Annotated in this window: 16 protein-coding genes; 9 read left to right on the top strand and 7 right to left on the bottom strand. The window is 63.7% G+C overall.

What is annotated here, in order from left to right; all coding sequences use genetic code 11:
• Nucleotides 1-10: 10 nt before the first annotated feature.
• The 5 genes from GA615_RS22360 (at nucleotide 11) to GA615_RS22340 (ending at nucleotide 2,653) form a co-directional block, all read left to right on the top strand.
• The gene (locus GA615_RS22360) at nucleotides 11-238 is read left to right on the top strand and encodes a hypothetical protein (protein WP_152053553.1); all 228 of its coding nucleotides are present in this window, start codon (nucleotides 11-13) and stop codon (nucleotides 236-238) included.
• A 131-nt stretch (nucleotides 239-369) separates the two neighbouring features.
• The gene (locus GA615_RS22355) at nucleotides 370-1,236 is read left to right on the top strand and encodes a hypothetical protein (protein ID WP_152053552.1); all 867 of its coding nucleotides are present in this window, start codon (nucleotides 370-372) and stop codon (nucleotides 1,234-1,236) included.
• 128 nt (nucleotides 1,237-1,364) lie between these two features.
• Entirely contained in the window at nucleotides 1,365-1,778 is a 414-nt protein-coding gene (locus GA615_RS22350) for a hypothetical protein (RefSeq protein ID WP_152053551.1), read from the top strand.
• A gap of 46 nt (nucleotides 1,779-1,824) precedes the next feature.
• Entirely contained in the window at nucleotides 1,825-2,190 is a 366-nt protein-coding gene (locus GA615_RS22345) for a cupin domain-containing protein (RefSeq protein ID WP_152053550.1), read from the top strand.
• A gap of 7 nt (nucleotides 2,191-2,197) precedes the next feature.
• Entirely contained in the window at nucleotides 2,198-2,653 is a 456-nt protein-coding gene (locus GA615_RS22340) for a hypothetical protein (protein WP_152053549.1), read from the top strand.
• Between the two features lie 29 nt (nucleotides 2,654-2,682).
• On the opposite strand, the gene GA615_RS22335 is transcribed toward GA615_RS22340, so the two are convergent.
• The 3 genes from GA615_RS22335 to GA615_RS22325 form a co-directional block, all read right to left on the bottom strand.
• Entirely contained in the window at nucleotides 2,683-3,576 is an 894-nt protein-coding gene (locus GA615_RS22335) for a hypothetical protein (RefSeq protein WP_152053548.1), read from the bottom strand.
• Nucleotides 3,577-3,715: 139 nt separating this feature from the next.
• The gene (locus GA615_RS22330; RefSeq protein ID WP_152053547.1) at nucleotides 3,716-4,465 is read right to left on the bottom strand and encodes a carboxypeptidase regulatory-like domain-containing protein; all 750 of its coding nucleotides are present in this window, start codon (nucleotides 4,463-4,465) and stop codon (nucleotides 3,716-3,718) included.
• Between the two features lie 43 nt (nucleotides 4,466-4,508).
• Nucleotides 4,509-5,030 (bottom strand): TspO/MBR family protein, encoded by a 522-nt coding sequence (locus tag GA615_RS22325; RefSeq protein ID WP_152053546.1) that lies wholly within the window; start codon nucleotides 5,028-5,030, stop codon nucleotides 4,509-4,511.
• Between the two features lie 196 nt (nucleotides 5,031-5,226).
• Between GA615_RS22325 and GA615_RS22320 the strand changes: the two genes are divergently transcribed.
• The gene (locus tag GA615_RS22320) at nucleotides 5,227-5,943 is read left to right on the top strand and encodes a phosphatase PAP2 family protein (protein ID WP_152053545.1); all 717 of its coding nucleotides are present in this window, start codon (nucleotides 5,227-5,229) and stop codon (nucleotides 5,941-5,943) included.
• Between the two features lie 116 nt (nucleotides 5,944-6,059).
• Here the strand turns inward: GA615_RS22320 and GA615_RS22315 are convergent, their stop codons facing one another.
• Nucleotides 6,060-6,434 carry a hypothetical protein gene (locus tag GA615_RS22315; RefSeq protein ID WP_152053544.1) on the bottom strand — a complete coding sequence of 125 codons (375 nt, stop codon included), beginning with the start codon at nucleotides 6,432-6,434 and terminating at the stop codon, nucleotides 6,060-6,062.
• Nucleotides 6,435-6,873: 439 nt separating this feature from the next.
• On the opposite strand from GA615_RS22315, the gene GA615_RS22310 reads away from it, so the two are divergent.
• Together GA615_RS22310 and GA615_RS22305 are read left to right on the top strand one after the other, a co-directional pair.
• A complete protein-coding gene (locus GA615_RS22310) occupies nucleotides 6,874-7,722 on the top strand; it encodes a class I SAM-dependent methyltransferase (RefSeq protein WP_161602489.1) in 849 nt (282 codons plus the stop codon).
• A 145-nt stretch (nucleotides 7,723-7,867) separates the two neighbouring features.
• On the top strand, nucleotides 7,868-10,246 hold the full coding sequence (locus GA615_RS22305) for a penicillin acylase family protein (protein WP_161602488.1): 2,379 nt from the start codon (nucleotides 7,868-7,870) through the stop codon (nucleotides 10,244-10,246).
• A gap of 29 nt (nucleotides 10,247-10,275) precedes the next feature.
• Here GA615_RS22305 and GA615_RS22300 read toward each other — a convergent pair whose 3' ends face one another.
• From GA615_RS22300 to GA615_RS22285, 3 genes are all read right to left on the bottom strand, one after another.
• Nucleotides 10,276-11,634 carry a PHP domain-containing protein gene (locus GA615_RS22300; RefSeq protein WP_152053541.1) on the bottom strand — a complete coding sequence of 453 codons (1,359 nt, stop codon included), beginning with the start codon at nucleotides 11,632-11,634 and terminating at the stop codon, nucleotides 10,276-10,278.
• A gap of 126 nt (nucleotides 11,635-11,760) precedes the next feature.
• Complete coding sequence (locus tag GA615_RS22295) at nucleotides 11,761-12,033, bottom strand: hypothetical protein (protein ID WP_152053540.1); 273 nt, start codon at nucleotides 12,031-12,033, stop codon at nucleotides 11,761-11,763.
• Between the two features lie 1,640 nt (nucleotides 12,034-13,673).
• A complete protein-coding gene (locus tag GA615_RS22285; protein ID WP_152053539.1) occupies nucleotides 13,674-15,776 on the bottom strand; it encodes a hypothetical protein in 2,103 nt (700 codons plus the stop codon).
• 262 nt (nucleotides 15,777-16,038) lie between these two features.
• Between GA615_RS22285 and GA615_RS22280 the strand changes: the two genes are divergently transcribed.
• Nucleotides 16,039-18,972: a LamG-like jellyroll fold domain-containing protein gene (locus GA615_RS22280; RefSeq protein WP_152053538.1), complete on the top strand. Its 2,934-nt coding sequence runs from the start codon at nucleotides 16,039-16,041 to the stop codon at nucleotides 18,970-18,972.
• The last annotated feature ends 25 nt before the right edge of the window (nucleotides 18,973-18,997 follow it).

Genomic DNA, 18,997 nt, shown 5'->3' with positions numbered 1-18,997 from the left:
CGTGCCTGCCATGTCGAAGCTTCGCCTGCTCAAGACCGGCCACGGCGACCTCTGCCTCGCCGAATGGGACGTTGCTCAACCCGACAGCATCAGCGATGCCGAGCGAGCCTTCGCCGAGCACTTCACCCCCGGCCGGATGGCCTTCCGCCTCGATGGGCCCGGCAAGACGACCCCAATCCGAGCGTTCGACGCCTCGGCGCCGGAGATCCTACTCGTGCCGGCGATCCAGGGGGGATGACCGGGCCATCGGCCCCGATCGGGATGTGGGTGTCCTCGGCCGCGATGTCTTGAATCATCTTCGACGGATGCTGGACGGCCCAGCGTCTCCATGAGACGAATGGCCGCCAGCAGAGAGCCGGTCCTGACGCCATGATCCGAACCGGATACCTGCGATGGGAGATCGAGGCCGCCGACGAGCGGAGCCAGGCGGATCGGCTTGCGCGCGAGGTGGTCTTGAAGGCAAGGCCGTCGTACCGGACGGTGCGGATCAAGGGGGGGAATCAGGAGGAGGCGGCTGAGCGATTTGTGAGGGGGGAGGCGTCGTACGCGGCGGTCTTGCATGCGGTGGAGAAGGAGGGGGCGGAAGTCGAGGTGACGGTGCCGGACGTCGGGCCGCACGTCTTCCGTTATTCGAGCAGCGACCGGGACAAGAATGTCGCGTTCTGGATGGCGAAGTTACATCGAGAGGTCGAAGCGTTCGCGCACGAAGTGGTGCGAGTGGCGGGTTCGTTCCCGAGGCTGGTAATCGCCAATCCGGCCTTGAGGGCGGGGTATGCGAAGCTGGTCGAGCATGAGGTCTTTCGGGTGATTGATGGGAGCAGCACTCCCGAACCGACCCGAGACGACGAGCCGATGACGCTCGATGCCGCTGCCTTTGCCCAGGGGGTGCCGGAGCTGGTGGCGGCGCAACTGGTGAAGGATGTGGTTGAGCCTCGCGAGTTCGAGGAGTTCTGCCGGGACGATCGGATCACGATCCGCAATGGGCCGCGCATCTACCGGATTTCGAGGAAGTCACATGCGTTGATCGAGGTCTGGAAGGCGGATACCTACAGCGGCGAGGCGAGGCTCTGCGTGGTGTTCAAGGACCCGGGGATGCCGCCGTCGGATGAAGTGGTGATGAAGTACCTGCTGGCGAAGCATCAGCCGGACATGCTCTGGAAGGTCGGCGTGCGGTTCCCGGCGCCGACGGGGCGCTTCGATGCCCCGGTGCCGAGGCGGTGGCACTCGTCGCCGTGATTGGACGGGGCGGGTGGTGAAGGTCGCTGACCTCTTTTCAGAGATCGACCAATCGGCAATCATTGGGCGATCGCGTTGATGGGCGATGCGAATGCCGTACATGTTCCCTCCCTGAAGCAGAGGTTCCGATGAGTGACAATCCCTATGAGGCTCCCCAGACGAGCGGACGATCGGTCGAGGCTGTGGGAGTACGGAGTGGGAGTCGGGAGGATCTGAAGAAAGTGGCGACGTATCAGAAGGGGATCCTTGTTTGCATCCTGCTCTATTTTGGAATCGTGATCGGTCAGTTCCTGGTGCCGCCGGAGCTGGGGATCGTGTTGCTGTTGATGCTGTTGGGGATCGCGCTGGCCTCGATGGTGTTCATCTTCCTGCTGGCGATGAAGGTCTACAGCACGGCGCTGGGGATTGTGCTGGGGATTGGGGCGTTACTTCCCTTGATCGGATTGTTCATCCTGCTGATGGTCAACGGCAAGGCGACTCGGATCTTGAAGGAGAATGGAATCAAGGTCGGATTGCTCGGAGCCAATCTGTCTCAGATCTGAAGGCGAAGCCGGCGATCCCCCTCGGCGGAGTGAGTGATATTCCATCATGCCAATGCACATTCCCGCGCCAACGCGCGTCGAAGCCGCCGGAAATCAGCCAAAGCTCATTGATGAATACGTCGGTCGCGTCAACAGCGGGACCGACGGGGTGAGCATCGCGCACATGAGAAGCCCGAGCGGATGGGTCGAGCCGGGCCAGGTACCGGAGTTCGACGAGTATACGATCGTGCTGCGCGGGATGATCCGGGTCGATCATCACGACGGGACGCTCGACGTGCATGCCGGGCAGGCGGTTTACACGCGCAAGGGAGAGTGGATTCGCTACAGCACGCCGGGCGAGGAGGGAGCGGAATACATCGCCGTCTGTTTGCCCGCCTTTTCGCCCGAAACGGTCCACCGCGACCCGGAGTAACGAGCCGATGGCGTTGCTGGCCGTCGATACCGGTTTGCGAACCGGCCTGGCTCTGTTTGGTCGGGAGGGGCGGCTCATCTGGTATCGGTCGCAGCACTTCGCTAACCGATCGACGCTCAAGCGAGGGGTGTACGGGCTGTTCGGCTCGATCGGCGCACTCGATCGGGTGGTGCTGGAAGGCGGGGGCCCGATCGCCGAGGTTTGGAGACGTGAGGCAGAGCGTCGGGGGATCATCGTGCGGGTGATCGGGGCCGAGGTCTGGCGAGAGACGCTCGACGCCTTTGGCGATCGGCATCGTCCGAAGCGGGAGGCCGACGCGATCGCCCGGCGGGTGATTGAGTGGTCGGGGGCGGCGCGGCCGACCTCGCTGCGGCACGACGCGGCCGAGGCGATCTTGATCGGCCTCTGGGGCGTGATCGAGGCCGGCTGGCTCGATGGGCCACCGGACGAGGTGTTGGGGTGAAGGGGGATGACGGGGATTGGCCGGCGTCGTCAATCGGGGATCGACGGGGCGGGAGGGATCTCGTCGGGAGGCTTGACGACGATGACCGGCGCGGGGGCCGTTCGCTCCGGTGACGGGGTCGCGCGCGATTCGAGCCGATCGACGGCGTCGGCCAGCCGCTGAATCGTGGATTCGAGCTGCTCGATCGGCTCGGGGACGGTGATGGGATCGGCAAGGATGCGGAGATTGGGCCAGGAGACGACCGTGTTATTGTCGGCCTTGAGCGCCTGGGCGATGATGCGGGCCTCCTGTTCCGATCGAACTCGGATCTCAATCACGTCGGCCTGCAAGGCACCGGCCTGGACCATGCCGGAGCCATCGGCACTTTCATGAAGCAGATCGAGCCGCCCGCCGTTGGCACTCACGATCCGGACAACCCCTTGCCAGCCCGGCTCGTCGGCTGAGGCTGAGGTTGGCACCACGACATCGAAGGTGCCCGGCAAAGGGATGGCATCGGAAGGAACCACCGGAGCCGGTTCGGGAAGCGGAGCCGAAACCGGATCGATCACCGCATCGGGAGCGAACGATTCGGACGCATCGAGTGATCGGAGGGCCGCGAGACGTTCGAGCGCTTGGAGTTCCTGCTGGGCCTCGCGGAGGTCGGTTTCAAGCCGGGCGAGTTGCTGCGAGCGTTCGGCGATCAGCTCGCGGAGTTCGAAAACTGCCTGGTCGATTTCTCGAAATTTCGAGGCGCGGAAGGCCCGGATCTGGTCGGCCAGGGTGTTTCCGGGGCCTGGCTGCGCGATGTCGATGGGGGTCGGCTCGACGGGTCGAGGGGATTCGACGACGGGTTCGTCGAGGGCTCTGACCGAGGGGACGAGCGGGGCGACCAGAGCCATCGTGGTCAGGGCAAGCGCGGTGAGGGATCGAGCGATCCTCGTCATGGACATCCTCCTCCGTGAGCATCACGTCTCGGGCATCGATCCGAGCCTCGCCGGGGGACGATACGACGGATCAAGGATTGTGTCGAGGGTGATTGGTCGGGCGGGAGGAGCTTGCGGGGGGCGGTTCAATCGTGCCCGATCACGGTCGGCGCGAGGGGGGGCGAAGGTCCTCGGCCACGAAGGGAATCGTCAGCTCGGTCGTCTCGCCGTCGCGAACCTCGACCTCGATGCGCTTGCGGAAGCCGCCGTCGGGGTGATGGACGAACAGGGTGTGACGTCCGGGGGGAAGATGGGCGAGGCGGAACTTCCCTTGGTCGTCGGTCACGGTGTGAAACGGGTGGTCGAAGACGAAGACCCAGGCCGACATGGCCACGTGGACCGGGCACCCGATCGGCACCGGCTGCCGGGCTGATTGGAAGCGATGGACGTATTGACCGCCGGGAGGCGTGGTGACGTTGAAGCGGTTTGCGACGGTCGAGCCCGACGCGGTGACGCCGTGATTCGCCACGTCGTTGTTGAGGAAGACGACTGGACGGCCGGCCTCGACCGTGAGGACATGAGGAAGGAACTCGAAGTTGACCTGATCGACGAAGAGCGGCTCGGCCTCGGCGGGTTCGTCGGGATCGAGGGGGCAGGGTCGGTCGTCGATCGAGGCGCCTTCGATCCAGACGGCGGCCTCGAATAAGCCCTTCGTCTCGGGATCGACCTCGACCGGCGAGCGTCGCGTGGCGGCCTCGGGGTTGAGGACCGCGGGGGGCAAGGGGCCGGTGTAGGTGACGCGACCGGAGATGATCCCGCTGCTCGTCGGGGGGGAGGACGGTGGATTCGGCTCGTCGTCGAGGCCGAGTCCGAAGGTGAGGCACAGGGCAAGCACGGCTGGAGTCATCATGAGCGATTCCCAAACGGTGAGGCGGCGGTCGGGGCGGTCGGGGTCACGACGTGTTCAGTTGCCAGATCGCCAGGTTCAGGGCCGAGGCAAAGGTGACCCAGAGCAGGTACGGGAGCATCAACACCCCCGCCGGTCGACTGATGCGGAGGAAGACGATCAGGGTGGCAAGGATGGCCACCCAGAGGATGACGATCTCGATGGCGGCCAGATCGGGGCGTCGCATGCCGAAGAACAGGCCCGACCAGGCGACGTTGAGTGCCAGTTGGACCGCGAACAGTCCCAGCGCGACGCGACCACCGGACCATCCGACCCGTCGCCAAACGAGCCAGGCGGCAACCGCCATGCCTGCGTAAAGCGCGGTCCAGACGGGGCCGAAGAGGAACGCGGGAGGGGTCCAGCGGGGTTTGTTCAGGGAGTCGTACCAGGGGCCGAGTCCTTGACTGGTGAATGCCCCGCCGAGCCCCGCGGCCGCGAAGCAGACGACCAAGAATCCGGTCAGACTGAGAACGGCCCGGAGCGTGGAATCGGATCGTGGTGGCTGGACGGGAGCGTCAGGGGTGTTCATGATCGGCTCAGCAATCGTGCGGTCGAGAGGGGGCCTCGTCGTTCCATCGTGGGGAGCGGAGCGCCGACTCGTCAACCGCCGAGCGTCTCGGCGCAGAAGTTGCCAGGAGAGAATCGGGACACCGAGCTTCAGTCAATTCTGGGTCACGGCGACGGTGATCTGGAATGAGCGATAAACCAGTGAGGAGCGGGAATCCGTGCGAGAACTGATCCGTCGAGCCTGGCAGTTGGGAGAGGGGATCGACCGATTGGTCTTCCTGTCAATTCTGGTGGTGGTGGGGGGAGGCTGGTTGTTTCTCTCTCTGGCTGATGAGGTGGTCGAGGGAGAATCGGACCGGTTTGACCAGGCCGTTGTGCGGATGTTTCGGACTGCGGACGATCCGGCAGATGCGATCGGAGGGCCGGAGATCGAGGAACTGATCCGAGACCTGACGGCGCTGGGCGGGGTGGCGGTGATTACCCTGGTGACGGTCTCGGCCGTGGCGTTCCTGGTGATGGACCAGAAGGGGCACGCGGCGGTTCTGGTGCTGGTGGCAACCGTGGGTGGGCAGTTGATCAGTAGCGGATTGAAGGCGTATTACGATCGGCCTCGGCCGGAGGTCGTGCCGCATCTGATGCACGCGGCTTCGGCGAGCTTTCCCAGTGGGCATTCGCTTCTGGCAGCCGTGACCTATCTGACGATCGGGGCCGTGATGACGCAGATGGTGAGCCGGCGGCGGTTGAAGGTGTTTATCATTGGCGTGGCGTTGCTCATCACGATGCTGGTCGGCGTGAGCCGGGTCTACCTGGGGGTCCACTACCCGACCGATGTGCTGGCGGGCTGGACGCTCGGCTTGATCTGGGCAACGCTTTGCTCGCTGGCCGCCCAGTGGCTGCAACGGCGCGGAATGGTCGAACCGACGATTGATGTTTGAGCCGCCACCATTGCGAAACGAAACAACCACCCGAGTCGTCCGCCCCCCACCCTGGGGGAGGGACGATTGTGGGTGGTCGTCTCAACATGACGCGGCGCAGACTGACCTGAGGCGATTCAGGAGGTCGGCAGGTGCGCCGCGCCGGCCTTGGTCAGGAGGTAGCGAGAATTGCCGGTTTCCTTGTTCTTGGAACCTCGCTTGAGGAGCTTGCGGGTGAGGAGCGCGTCGATGCTGCGCTGCTCGTTCTTGTTCTTGGGTTCGTAGCCGGTTTCACCCGCGGCCTGAATGGTCTGGAGGAACTTGACCTGATTGTCGGTCAGCTTGACCGGAGCGGCCTTCTTGGCGGCCGGCTTCGCGGGAGAGCTTTTCGGAGCGGCCGCAGATGGGGTGGCGGTTGTGTTCTTCGATGCGCTGGTCCGTGCGGTCGCCTTGGTCGTCTTGGCCGGAGCCTTGGTGGCCTTGGCGGGAACACCTTTCTTGGTCGTCGCCATCGCTAGATCAGGGCCTCACCGGGAGAGAAAGAGAATGGCGGTCGGCGGACATTCGCCGATCATGCTGATTTGATCTATAGAGCGTGATATTACCAAAGTCAAGATCGAATCAGGCCATAAGATGATCGGCGCTCAGGTCGAAGCGGTCGGGCCGAGTTTGTCGGGTGAACGGCGGGGGGATTTCGCTTCCCTCGTCCTTCAAGTCAAAGAAACTGGGATTTTGGATCACAAGGATATTTCGAAGCCGCGGGGAAGATCGCAATGGGGGTCTGAAGGCGCGGAATTGGTCTCCATGAGCTAGGGGAGAAGGACTGGTGAGAATTGCCTGGGGGGGGGCGTACAGTTTCCCTTGTCGAGTCTGAGATGATCTGATAGGTTTCGCCTCATCACGATGACTCGGCGCCACGGACGGACCGACGATGTTGAAGGAGTCGACACCATGACCGGCATCGATACCGCATCTCACCACGCTCTGGGCTCGTCCTCTGAATCGAGCCGCAGCACCATGAGCCTGGCGACCCGGTTGCGGCTGACGTTGAAATACTGGCTCTGGCCCGGCATCAACTGGGTGAGTCGGGACAAGGCGGCGGTGGTCTCGATGCTTCAGCGAGGCACCCCGGAGGCCCCGGTACGAACGCTCGATTGTGGGTGTGGCAATGCCTACTTTGCCCACGAAGCCGTGAAACGCGGGGCGACCTGCCTGGGGATCACGATTCACGATTGGGAACGCCAGTCGTGCGAGGAGATGGCCTCGTTCCTGGGTGAGGCGGGGGCGTCGATGGAGTTCCGCGTGCAGCGGCTCGACGACCTGGCCAACGACCCGGACGCGCAGGGATCGTTCGATCAGGTCTTGCTGTTCGATGTGATTGAGCATATTCGGGACGATCGCGCCGCCATGCGGCAGATTCGAACCCTGCTCAACGAGGACGGGCTGGTCTACATCACGACTCCCGACCGCGACTACCAGGCCAATGCCGACCACCTGCGCGTCACTCGTACCGAGGATGGCTGGCACGTGCGCAATGGCTACACCCTGGAGCAACTGGAACGTCTGATGGAGGATTGCGGCCTAGAGCCGGTCGATCACTTGCGGTTCGGCACTCTGGGAACGACCATCGTGACCCGGATCCAGCACAAGGTCTTCCGCTCGGCCATCCTGCCGATGACGGTCCTGACCTTCCCGCTCTTGAAGCTGATTGCCTGGCTTGGCTCTCCCTGGAACGATCGGCACACGGTCTTCGTCCTCGCCCGCAAGCGAAGCGACCAGGAGCTGGCCGCGCGCGTCTGACGTCTTCTTGGAACTTCCGAAGCCAGGGGCAAGGCAACGCTTGGTTGCGGGCCTGCGCTCGCGATCGGTTTTGCCGTGTTGAAGGGCCGCACTCATGGCAAGGCGCACGCAACACGACGCGCGGCAGTGTTCGAGCCGATGGGGGATGCGGGGGATCGAGGGCCTGGTCGTCCTGATCGTCGGCCTCGGGGGGCCGAGCGGGTCGGTGGCGGTCGGGAAGCAGGTGGAGGTGCTCCGCGATCCGTGGGGCGTGCCTCATGTCTTCGCCGAGACAGACGAAGGGGCGATGTTCGGGCTTGGTGCGGCGACGGCCACCGATCGAGCCTTTCAGATGCACCTGACCCGTCGGATCATGCAGGGCCGTCTGGCGGAGACGATCGGCGATCAGCCACTTGACGGCCGACGCGAATCAACGCTCGACCTTGACCGCAAGAACCGGACGTTCGGCTGGACACGAGCGGCGGATCGGGTCGTGGCGGCACTTGATGAGGACACGAGGGGCTTGCTGGAGGCCTATTGTGCCGGGGTCAACGCGGCCTGGTCGGAGCAGGCCAACCGGCTCGAACTCGATCCGCTCTTTGAACGCTACGGGACGAGGCCCGATGCCTGGACCCCCGCCGACTGCCTGCTCGCCTGGTGGCATCTCGGACAGTTCTTCGCCACCGACGGCACGCGAGACCTGATTGCCTGGCGGAACCGCAACCGCGATCGAGGGCGGTTCGATCCGGCTTTGATTGCTCCCGACGACTCGGCCGCGGTGATTCAAGCCGAGGAGATTGATTCGGCCTGGCTCGATCGGGTCCGCACGTTTCTTCGAGATCAAGGGTATGAACTGACGGATGAGGACGCCAAGACTCTGCCCGGTGTGCCGGAGGGGCCAAGCTTCAGCCATGTCTGGGCCGTCGGGGGAGATCGATCGACGACCGGATCGACGGTCCTCGTCAGCATGCCGCAGACGGTGGTGGCGAATCCTCCACTGTTCTATGAATGTCACATTGCTGGCGCAACGTTCAACGCGAGGGGGATTGGCGTTCCCGGTAGCCCGGCCTTTCTGATCGGCTTCAGCGATCGGGTGGCCTGGGGCTTGACCGCGCTGGGGGCCGATCAGGCGGATCTGTTCCGCCTCAAGACCGATCCCAACCATCCCGATGCCTACGAGGTCGATGGCCATTGGCGGTCGATGGAGGTCCGCGAGGAGACGATCGCTGTCAAGGGGGGGGACTCGGTCTCAATGACCGTCCGCGAGACGCACCTCGGCCCGGTCGTGACGGCGTTCGCGTTTGCGAACCCGGACGAGGGTGAGGTTGCCCTGCGCCGAGTCCCGCTTTGCGACCCGGATCGCGAGACGATTCAGGCGGCCTTCGCCATGATTCGGGCGGACGACGCGTCGGCGTTTGATGACTCTCTGAAGAACTGGCGCTTTCCTTCGGCGAACATCGTGTTCGGGGATCGAGACGGCACCCTCGGCTTCCGGACGATCGGCGCCTTTCCTGTGCGATCGCCCGAGGCAGAACGGGGAGGCTCATGGGCCCTGGACGGCTCGACGGCTCGAACCGAGTGGCGGGGCTTCGTGCCGCATGACCTGGCCCCGCATGTGATCGCCCCGGCCGCAGCCGTCGTCTTCAGCGCGAATCACCGACCGATCGACAGCGTGTATCCGATTTCGCTCGGCATTTCGACCGGATCGCTCGGTGATACGATCCGATCGTGGCGGCTTCGGGAACTTGTGTCGCGGGACGGGCCGTTCACCCCCGAGCAGGTGCGGGCGATTGCCGACGATCCGGTCAATCCGGCCCGACGATCGCTGGTGAGGCTGGGGCTTCACTTGCGGGATCGAGTCGGTGAAGACCTGGCTCCCGAGGCCGTTCGGGCGCTCGACCTGCTAGAGCCTTGGCTCGATCGAGGGGCGCGGTCGGTGTGGGACGACCCTGGGACGCCGGTGGCGCTGGAGCTATCAACCTTCTTCCGGATCATGGCGACTCCACTCGCCGGCGAGTACGGCGGGGGCGAGTCGGGTCTGTCGCGATGGCTTCGCGAGGCGATCGCGCGGATCGAGGCCGATCCGGAGGCTCCTCTGCGAGCGGAGGAGCGGGCGTTCGTTGAGAACGCGCTGGTCACCGCCTGGGAATCGGCAACGGCGCGCTATGGTGACGATCCGACGGCCTGGACGGAGGGGTTGCGGAGTGCATTGATGGCGAGGCCGATTCCGAGTCACCGAGGGCTCGATCCGCTTCCGCCCATCGCTCCCGACCAGGACGAGACGATCCCCCCCCTGCTCTGTCCCGATGGAGGGACGATTCGGTCGGACGTGCAGCGGGCGTACGTTCAGTTCGTTCGTCTGGATGATCCGGATGCGTCGGAGTCGTTGCTGCCCCTCGGGAATGCGGAGAATTCTTCGAAGGTCACCCGAGCGCTCTGGACCGAGGGACAACTTCACCCGGCCCCCCTGTCTCGGGAGGCCGTTGAGCGTCTTGCGGTGGATCGGGCTGTGTTGCGATGGCCGATCGAGGAGGCCGGATGGTGAGCCGACCTCACTCGATGGGCCCGGCTCGATCAGTCGTCGGACGCAGCGGGCTGGGCCTGATTGATCCACTTCTCCCAGCCGACCGGCTGGGTCCAGGCCTGGGCGTGCTGGCCTTCGAACGAAGGGTTCTCGGGCGGGAGGCTCGAGGTGATGACGGCCCGGACGTAAAGCTCGTCCCCCTTCAGCTCGTAGCGGGCGTCGGTCCCCTCGACCGTGGCCAGGACGGCGCCGAGTTCGTTGGAGTAGCGGCCGGTCACGTCGAGCGGGTTGCCGTTGTTGTCGAGGACCGGCTCGGCGGTCGGGTCGATGTCGTCTCGCGTGCCGATGAATTCAATCGTGTAGGAGGCGTTCGGCTCGGGAGCGATCTTCACCTCAAGGACGCCGGACTCTGCGTCGTACTGAACGTCGTCGAGCGTCACACCGCTGGAGGCGTAGAAGTCGCCCGACTCGATGGCGTCGATGATCGATTCAGGGGTCAGGTGCCGGGCGCGGACCATGACCCAGCCCCGGCCGGGGGAGGAGCCTTCGACACCGAAGTAGTTGTGCGAGTCGTCGGTGGCCAGGCCCGCCAGCGGAGGAGCCTTGAGTACGGCAATGCGAAGAGTGTTGGCGATGTCCCAGAGGCGTTCGACCGAGGCGTGGGTGTCGTCTCCTCCATGGTGGACACCGGGGTGGCCGTTGTAGACCTCGACGAAACGCTCACGGACTGCTTTTGCCAGTTCCTCGGCGGTGATGGCGTAGCCGAAGTTCGGGTGGTTCAGGTGGGTGAGGATGCGGATGCCGAGTCGTCTGGCCTGCTCCTCGGCGGCCTTGAGGTTGTTGTCCATGACCTCAACGACCGAGTCCCCTCCCTGCGGGGGGATGTATTCCAGCAGGTTGCTGGCGTTCATGTGGATTGGTTTCCGCTCGAAGCGATCGGTGATTTCCTCCCCCTGGATCAAGACGAAGCGGCCGGCTTGCTCGGACAGGGCGCGGAATTCGGTCAAGGGCTTGAGCCGAACCTGCTCGACCCCGTCGACCGTGCGGGTCTCGACCCAACTGCGGCCGAAGCGCTCGACATAGCGATCGAACCCACGATTGCCGGATCGACGATCGACCTCGGCGCGGTCCATCCAGCGGGCCCCCTGGCTGAGGGTGTTGTGATCCGAGAGGGCGAGGAAGTTGTAGCCGTTGCGGACGTACCAATCGACGATCATCTCGGGAAAGTCGTTGCCGTCGCTCCAGAGGGAGTGCGTGTGCAGATTCCCTTTCCACCAGCGGACGGGAGGATCGGCCAGAACGGCCGGCGCATCGTCATCGGCAGCGAGGGCGGTCGAGGTCGATGCCGTCGGCAGGCCGAGCAGGATCACGATCGAGAAGCAGGCGAGGAGTCGAAGCGCAAGGGTCATGCCAGAGCCTCTGAGGAGTGCGCACAGTGGGAGGGGTGGGTGTCCGGATCGACCGATTCGTCGATCCGGAACTCAGGAGAGTCTTCCCGAGAAGCCCTTGTCAAGAGCCTGGCTGGGGAGCGAGGCTCACATCCGGAGGGTCTCGATGACATAAACCTTGGCGTCCGGATCGCCACCCAGCCCCAAATCGCTCTGGAATCGCCAGAGGTGCCGAAAGCCGTCGACGGGAGGCAAGTCGAAGTCGGCCATCTTTCCTCGCAAACGGGTTTGGGACTCATCGGTCATGCCCTCGACGATCAGCCGACCGGCCCAGGCAACCAGACAATCCTTGATCGTCGGCGCTTCGAATTGCTGCGCCTGCGACTGACCACGATGAACCGTGATGACGGTAACGAACATCGACTCTCCTTCGATCCGGGGCATCGGGCAAAGGTGCCGATCGCCCCTCTTGCGCGCAACCCTAACGCCGGGTTGCCAGAATCCTCTCATCCCGTTTTTACCGATCGATTGTCAAAATTGGTAGGACTGGATGACGATCAAGAGATAAGACCGGAGCAAGACACGTTTCAGCGCGTTCCGCGAACGATTGGCGTTACTCGAAACCCTGAAATGAGTTATTGCACGACTTTAGCGAGACGATCCAGCGATTTTCGGGGGCCGAGCAGGTGATGGCATCAGAAATGCTCCAAAGTCGATTCCCTTCAGCGAACACCTCTCGAATCCCCCTCGACAAGTGTTCAACGCAATTCCCGGAGAGGTCGGCTCTCCGGCAAACCGACATGCCAGGAAGTGCGGTCGGTCATCGGAAGACACGGAGGTCGACGATGATGGTCCGAAGGTTATTGCTCATCGTCCCGATCCTTTCCGCCATCGTGGCGGTGAGCACCGCCTCGGCACAGCCGCGCCAGGAAGTCGGTCCGTGGGGAACGATGGAGCGTGTTGGCGAGTCGCTCCAGGATCGCCAGGAACGACGGGGCGAGGTGACCGAGGAATCGTATCCGGGCTTACTCGCCCGACATTCGGAACGGCTGGAGCAAGACGAACCGCTCCTCTTGACGCCGTTTCGACTTGGCGGGTGGCCCGATGCCCCGGTGACGATCGGATTCTTCGGCCCGGTCGCCACGGCAACGACGACTCAGACGACCACGACACCTACCACAACCTCCAATCCGACGCCGTCTCCGACTCAAACGTCCTCGACCATCGCGTCTGTGGTGACACCATCGGAACCCGAGCGTGCCTCGCCCCGGGCGACCGCTTCGGTTTCCCTGCCCGAGTCGTCGGCTTCGGTGGTTCCGTATCAGCCGTTGGTGCTCGGGTCCTTGTTCTCGGGAGAACTCACTCACGCGTCGAGGCCAACGCGATCGACACGCCCCACCTCGGGGTACCGGCTCGATTCGGTCGCCTCGATTGCCACTCCGGTTCAACCCGAGTCGAAGCCCGCTCCCGCTCCTGAGCCGACGCCCGCTCCGAGGCCGACGCCTGCAACGGCTCCGGCCCCGGAGCCGACGCCGGCTCCAGCACCCGCTCCGGCTCCAGTTTCTGCGTCGGCCGCTCCGTTCACGTCGCCCGTTCGATCCGGTCCGGCCGATGCCTTTCTCAATTTTACCGATGGTCCGTTTCCGGCGGCTCGTACCCTGGCCGAGGGAACGCCTGAGGCCTGGTACAAGAGCCCAGCGGTTTCGAACCTCCTCGGACGATCGCCGAATGACTCGGAACGCTACGAGTTCAAGACCGAGGTTCTCTCGAAGGTTGAGGACAGCTTTCGCAAGAGCGGCCTGGACGTGGATTTGACGCTCGATCCCGGCTCGGCGGCTCATACGTTGAGTGTCGTCTCGGGAGCACTGGCCGCGGAAAATCCGCAGGCGATCGGAATTGCCGACATCGGGGGAGATGGCTTCACGTTCATCGACAACTTTGTCTCCGATTCCATCACGACGATGAACGACCTGGAAACCGCCGTCGCGAACAACATTTCGCACGAGCTGATGCACGCCTTCGGGGTGGAATATCATGATGAGTCGGGCACATTCCTCGACTCAGGGCGCATCAACTGGAACCTGCTGACCAGCGACGAGCTGGAGTTCAGCAACGAAGCGGTCGCCCTGCTTGAGGATCGCGACTTTCAGCGACGGTGGGATGATGGGCTCCTGGCCAGCCGTCATCAAGTCGCCGAGCACGGCAATGGCTGCTCGTGCCATCAGAACGGACCGCTCGCCACTCCCGAGCCCGCCACGCTGGCCATGTGGGCCTTGACCCTGGTGGGAGCCGCCTGGTCGGGCCGTCGATGGCGACAGCGCCGAGCCTGATGCGAGGGGGAGCGAAGCCGATCGTTTGAAATCGGCCTGTGGGGCCGATTCGAGAACGCGGTGATCGGAAGCACTCGCGCTCGGCACGAGCAAGCTCAGTTGCTCGATCCTGAAGTGGCAAGGTCGATTATCGGGTTGGAGGCGGATTGCATCGACCGCCTCACCGATCCAGATGGTGGTCGATCGACCGGTCCCGGTCGGCAAGGCCCAGACGGCATATTCCTGATCGGCGGGGAATTGGTGCTGACCGGGTCTTCGCCAGGCGAGTTTAAACCGTGCGGGCTCCCCTTCCGAATTCGAGTGGCTGTATCGAAGCCGGATCCCCGCGATCGGTGAAACGGCGTCGGGCACCTCAAAGACGACTTGGGGATCGGCGCCGAGTGATTCAATCGTCTGCCCGTTCCAGCGAGCGAGTTGCAGCCGGCTGGGCTCCAGATCAAGCACCACTTCCCGAAACGGAGGATCGGGGGCGATACGGTCGAAGGGCTCGATTCCTGCCTGCTGGAGCATGGCGAGGTGTCGGGTCAATTCGTCGTGCGAGGGGTAAACGAAGGGAGTATGCCGTCGAACGAGCAGGAATCGAGGGACGCCGGAGTGAAGGTCTGCGAAAAAGGTCTCAGCCTGTTGCTTCGTCGATCGGCCGAATTCGATCGCCGATCGTGTGTTCGGCCAGAGCAGGACACAGAGCAGGCAGAACACGCTCATTGGGACCAGCCGGCGGGTTGAGCCCGGTCCGAACCGCTCGAAGCCGACGACGCTGATCAGGAGGGCCGTCGTGGCGAGCGTCACGTAACGCTCCTGGGCTCCGGCCCGTTCTCCCATGCCGGCACGTCCCCAGGCCGTACCGAACATCAGCATCGCCATGGCCCCCCAGCAAGCCAGCAGTCCCCAGGCTCTCGACCGATCGGCCGGGACGACCAGCGCGGAACGGGCGAGCACGAGGAATGCCGCCGCGACCAGCGCAGCAACGATTCCACCGCCCACCAGGCCCAGTTCCATTCCCCCCGCTCCCAGTCCGGTCCCCAGGAATTGCAAGATTGTGCGCCCAATGGCCCAGAGGCCGGGCGGTCGTGGATGGTGCGTGGATCGTTCGTAGTCGACGAAGTAAAGCATCGACACGACGAGCGACACCGATGCCAACAGGGCGAGCGGCAACGCCCTGGACCAGGCGTCCTCACGGACTGATCGGGCATGGATGCCGGCCGCACCGAGCAACCAGAGGGCTGGCAACGGAGCCAGCGCGACCCCCGCCGCATTGCAGAGGGGAAGCAAGAGGAGTGTCAGACCGATCAGAACCCCCCGCCCGAGGCCTGGGAATCCGGGTTTCATTGCGATCAGAAGGGCCGTGAAACCGCTCAGGACCACGGGCAGGATGTACGACACCGACATGTTCCAAATCAAGTTGATATGATGCCCGAGATTGAGGAACAGAAGCGGATACAGGGCGTCGGAATAGCGCCATCCTCCCCTTGCCATCCCGATCGCCAGGGGGGCCAGGGCCGCCAGTGCTGCCAGGAGCGCGACATTCACGACCATTCCTGCCCGGAAGTCGGCGTCGGTCAGGTGGAAGGCAGCCAGGAGGACCAGCCGGGGCAAGACGAGGCGGTGCTCGCTGTGAAGCGACCAGAGCCATTCCAGGCTCATCGGTCGGTGCTGGGTGAGGACCGGAATCACGTCGTAGTCGTCCCAGAGCGGGACGCGGGGACCAAACCGCCCCACAAACCCGAGTGCCACGGCGAGCATCAGGCCCCAGGTGAGCCAAAGAAATCGCCCACTGCCCGGTTCACTCTCCCAACGATCGGGAGAGGGCCTGCGATCGGGGGTCGATCTCATGACGGAATTCCGGAAGCCGGGAAATCTCGAACCACGGGGCATGGGGCACCTCCTTCACCCTGGAGAATCGGAGGAGCGAGGCGGTCGAATTCGACCACGTGAACGGTCGCTGATGGTTCCACGCGTCTCGGGTCGAGCGAATCGACCTGTCTTCCGAGGCGGATGTCGGCAACAATGGCGCCGTTGGGTCCGGCCCGTCACTGAGGTCGATGACGACCATGAGCGCGTTTGCAACAGATCGGCAAATTAGGGAGATTCTCGCATGAGGATACGCATTGTGTCGATGGCCGTTCTCGCCCTGGGAATCGGGGCGTCGGTGAGGGCGGACGACGGTGCTTCGCCTTCGCCGCCGGCTCCGGGACTGGTCGATGGTCGCTTTGGTCAGGCGCTCGATGCCCGCAAGGGAGGGACCATTGCTCCGGCCGACGACCGCTTCGAACAGCGTCCGCTGACGGTCGAACTGTGGACACAATTGCTCGATCGCGAGGCCGGCGCGGTCTTGCTCTCCCATGAAGCACCGACGTCGGGGTCGCACTGGGAACTGGTGATCCTGCCCGAGTCGGCCGACCTGGCGTTCCGGGCTCCGGGCCTAAGCCCCGCGATCGTCACGGCCGATGGCCCCATCGGTGATGGCCAGTGGCATCATGTTGCCCTGTTACTCGAATCGAATCGGGTGCGGGTGGTCGTCGATGGCGAACTTCGAGCCAACGAGGAGGTGGAGGACCACCCGAACGCTCCTCCTCAGCGGAGTGGCCTGGCGGTGGGAACTCGGATCGAGGATCGACGCCCAAACGCTGTCTTGATTGACGATGTGCGGATTTCCAGTGGGCTTCGGGACGTCGTCACCCCACCGAGCACGGCGTTTGTGACGGATGAACAGACGATCGTGCTCTGGAATTATGATGAGTCTGAGGCCGAGTACCTGGCGCGCTGGACCCCCGGCGGCGAGACGAATCAGCGAGGACTGCCCTACCCTCACAAGTTTGGTGCCTACGAGTTTCAAGAAGATCCTGATTGGATCGACGGCCGCTGGCAAGGAACCGACAAGGGGCCATTTGTCAGCCATTCCACGCAGATCCCGCAACGACAGCTCGGGCCGAAGACGTTCACCCTGTTCCTGGGTCCGGATCGCTCGACGACCGCCGTCTTCGACCTGGAACGTTGCGGGATTGTCGCCGGGATGACCCAATCGACCTGGAAGACCGATTCCATGCGATTCGGGCTGCTTCGAAAGCCGACCCTGGAGGGATCACTGCAGAGTTATGTGTCTCCAGGGAAACTCTGGAGAACGCCTCCGAGCGACTCCCACCCCGATCCGCAGCCGGTTGATCCGAAGAACCTGGACTACCAGGGGCTAAGGTTGCATGAGAATCAGGTTGTGCTGATGTCTCGGGTGCTTGGGGGGACGGTGATCGAGGCGTGTCGGGAAGCTCGGCAGGGGGACGTGGTTGCTGTTGCTCGAATGCTCAAGGTCGATGGACTCTCCGCCCCCGCCTGGTTGACGCTCGCCGAGTGGCCGGTGCCAGCGGATGTCTGGAACGAGGAATCGTTGTCCTTCGCCACCGCCACCGCAGAGGATGGCACGGCGTACGCGATCGCCGTTCGGTCGGACCTTGGAACCACGTCGCTTGTCGTTCGGGGAGGAGATGTTTGTCTCCCCATCGGAGCGGGAACCGAGTGGTCGGGCGAGGTGTTCCTCTGGTCTGGACCGGCCGAGCAGCTCGAAGCCGTGCTTGCGATGGCACGATCAACGGAGGCGGGCGAAGCGATCGAGGAGTTGCTGAAGCCGGGGCCGCGACGGTGGGGAGATCCGATCGTCACGACCGGGACGATCGGGGCCGACGATGGTCAGTCTCCCTACGTCATTGATACCGTTACGGTTCCCTACGAGAACCCGTTTCAGGCACTGTTCTTTATCACTGCCATTGATTTCTTTCCCGATGGATCGGCCGCAGTTGCGACTGCTCACGGAGATGTCTGGATTGTTCGAGGTCTTGACCGTGATCTTCAGGCCGTGTCGTGGCAGCGGTTTGCGACGGGCCTGTACCAGCCGTTGGGATTGAAGGTGGTGAATGGCTCGGTCATCGTGCTGGGACGTGATCAACTCACGAAACTGGTTGACGAGAATGAGGACGGGGAGGCCGATCGCTACGAATCGTTTAATCACGATCTGGTCATTCAAGGGCTTGATCACGCCTACGCCATGCGGCTGGAAACAGACATCGAGGGAAATTACTACTTTCTCAAATCAGGAGCAGGTCCGCACGGAAGCGCTTTGATCAAGGTCTCGGCGGACGGATCGGAGCTTTCGGTGGTGGCCCGGGGGTTCCGGCATCCGTACGGCATGGGGATCGGCCCCGACAATCAGATTACGGTGGCCGATAACGAGGGGAACTGGGTGCCCTCATCGAAGATCGACCTGATCCGCGAAGGGGGATTTTACGGCTATCTCGCCGGTGCTCCTGAAGCGCCCGAGGGAGTCGTGCCCGATCCCCCACTCTGTTACATCCCCAAGGCGGCCGATAATTCGAGCGGCGGTCAGGTCTGGTACACCGGAGATCGTTGGGGAGACTACCATCAGAACGGCATGCTTCACCTCTCCTGGGGCCGATGCACGTTGCATGCGGTTTTGCAGGAGGTCGTTGATGGAATTCACCAGGCGGCGACGGTGCGGTTTCCAGGGCTGACCTTCCTCTCGGGCTCGGGAGAAGCGGTCTTCCACCCGATCGATGGTCAGCTTTATGTGGTGGGTCTGAACGGCTGGCAAACCGGAGCGGCCGCCGATGGCAGCCTTCAGCGCGTGCGTTACACCGGGCGCCCGATTCACATGCCGGCCGCCCTTCAGGTGTATGAAGATGGTCTGCTGCTGAGTTTCTCAGAGCCGATTGACGCGGCAACTGCTGCCGATGTGAAACGCTACCGGGCGGAACAGTGGAACTATCGGTGGTCGAGCATCTATGGATCGTTTCACTATTCGGCGAGTGACCCGGCCCGAATCGGTCACGATCCGGTCACGATTCAATCGGCGGAGCCCCAGGAGGATGGCCGGAGCGTCTTTCTTCGGATCGACGGGCTGAAACCCATCGATCAGTTCTGGCTTTCGACCGATCTGGTGGCCGAGGACCAATCTCCCCTTCGGTTCGATCTGTACGCGACGATCCACGCACTCCGGGCCTCGGAGTCGCGGTCGCCGTGAAACCCGGTTGGATCAGGGGGGCGAG

The sequence above is a fragment of the Tautonia marina genome (assembly GCF_009177065.1).
Taxonomy (GTDB): Bacteria; Planctomycetota; Planctomycetia; order Isosphaerales; family Isosphaeraceae; genus Tautonia; species Tautonia marina.
The sequence above is the reverse complement of the archived record's forward strand: the minus strand, read 5'-3'. Positions and strand labels throughout refer to the sequence as shown.